A 2010-nucleotide genomic window follows, 5' to 3' on the forward strand; every position below is an offset into this window, starting at 1 on the left:
CTCACCGGTCGCCTGCGAGGCGCCGCCCGCGGGGGCGGTGTCCGGTTCGGGCGCGGCGAGCGGGCCGTCCACCAGGGTGGCGTCCACCGAGGGACCGCCGCCGATCGGTGCGGTGCCGGTGCCGAACTCGGCGTCGTAGAGCGGTCCTTCGGCGTACCCGGGGTCGTCCTGGAAGGCCGGTCCGCTGCCCGGTCCGGCACCGTCCAGGCCCGCGTCGAGCCCCGCGTCCAGCCCCGCGCCGTCCATCCCCGCGCCGTCCAGCCCGGCGCCGTCGATCCCGGCACCCTCCAGTCTGGCGCCGTCGAGCCCGCCCGAGCGCCCGTCCGCGAGCAGCCCGTCCGCGAGCGCGTCCTCCGCCGAGATCGCCGTCAGCCGGGCCGAGGTGTCCATGAACGCCGGATCCGCCCGGTGCACCGCCCGGTACAGCGGCAGCGCCGCCGCGCTGCGCCCGGCCCCCTCGTACGCCCGGGCCAGCCAGTAGCGCAGTTCCTTGCGCTGCGGCTGCTCGGAGCGGCAGCGGGCCAGCGAGGCGGCCAGCGGGGCCTGCGCCTGGGCGCACATGTCCAGCCGCACCCGGGCCATGCCCGCGAACAGTCCGGCCTCGATGCCGAGCAGGGGGTCGTCGAGTAACCGGTCGGTGTCCCGGATCAGCTGCTCCCAGTCCTTGAGCAGGTAGGACCGGCAGGCGTACAGGAACTGCGCGGACGGGTCCTCGCTGGGCGCCGGGCACTGCTCCAACGCCCGGTCCAGCTCGGCCAGGTGGCGGCCGTCCAGCCAGTGCGAGGCGTGCGCCAGCGCGAGGTCGCGGGCGTCCTCCAGCACCGGCTGCACCCACCAGCCCAGCCAGTACCAGGAACTGAGCGGGCGCCGGTGCAGCCGCCGCTGCTCGCCGAAGCGGTTCTGGTTGCGGTACATGGCCAGCAGTGCCGCCGAGGTGTCGCTGCGCAGCGCGTGCAGGCCGAGCCAGGCGTCGGCCATCCCCGGGTCCAGCCGGACGGCCGCCCGGAACTCCTCCTCGGCCCGGGCGTAGGCGCCCGCCGTGTAGGCGTCCATGGCCCGCTGCCAGGCCCGGTCGGCGAGCCGGTCCGGGCCGCCCGCCGTGCTGTCGGAACTGTCGACCGTCGTCACTCACGCCCCCCGCGGTGTGGCCCGGGGCTCGGCCGGCGGATCGCCTGTGCGCGGCCGGGCCGGTGGTCGTCGAGCCCCCGGGGCGCATACGCGCCTACCGGGAATCGTACCGGCGCGGGGCTGATCCGGAAGGGTGCCGCACAGGGTCAAATGCGATCGCGCGCACGGTGGTTGAGCCGCCGGATGGCCGAAACACCGCTGGCCGGGCGGGTCGGGGGAGGGGACCGGACGGCGCCCCCGGCTCACGGGGGAACAAGCCGGGGACGCCGGGTCCGAAGCGGCCGGAACGGTGGGTTCCGGCGGCTGAGGAGAACCTAGGTCCTGGTGATGTCGCAGGTCAAGGGCCTAGTTGAAGGTTCACCGACGGTGCTCGGCGCGATCCGTCCGGTCACCCCGTCGACCCGCGTCGCGGCGTGCGGACGGCTCGGGTCGGCGGCGAAGTGCGCCGCCTCCGCGCGGGCCCAAGCGGCCCAGAACCCGGCGAGTTCCGGCCCGTCCCGCTGCTCGCCCCGCCGCCGGGCCGCGGCGGCGTCCAACTCCATCCAGATCACCCGGGCCAGCCACGGCCGCACCTCCCGGCGCCCGGCCCCGACCCCCTCCACCAGCACCACCGGCGCGGCCGGCACCCGGGCGGTGCCCGCGAAGCGGCGCAGCGTCCAGTCGTACACCCGGTGCTCGGCGTCCCGGCCGGCCGCCAGCGGCTCCAGGACCTGCTCGCGCAGCCGCCCGGGCCAGGCGGGGGCCCCGGGGGGGGTGGGAGGGGGGGGGGGGGGGGCCGCCGGAGGCCGGCCGGGGGGGGGGGGGGGGTGGGGGGGGGGGGGGGGGGGGGGGGGGGGGTGGGGGGGGGGGGGGGGGGGGGGGGGGGGGGGGCGGGGGGGTGGG

General features: G+C 78.2%; 2 pseudogenes. Both read right to left on the reverse strand.

Features of this window, described 5'->3' with window-relative positions:
• Window positions 1-1053: pseudogene (locus tag BG452_RS33865) on the reverse strand (CbxX/CfqX); the annotation flags it as partial.
• A gap of 389 nt (window positions 1054-1442) precedes the next feature.
• Window positions 1443-1862 (reverse strand): annotated as a pseudogene (locus tag BG452_RS33870) (hypothetical protein); the annotation flags it as partial.
• Window positions 1863-2010 lie beyond the last annotated feature (148 nt).

This window comes from Streptomyces sp. CBMA123 (genome assembly GCF_014596465.1).
Taxonomy (GTDB): domain Bacteria; phylum Actinomycetota; class Actinomycetes; order Streptomycetales; family Streptomycetaceae; genus Kitasatospora.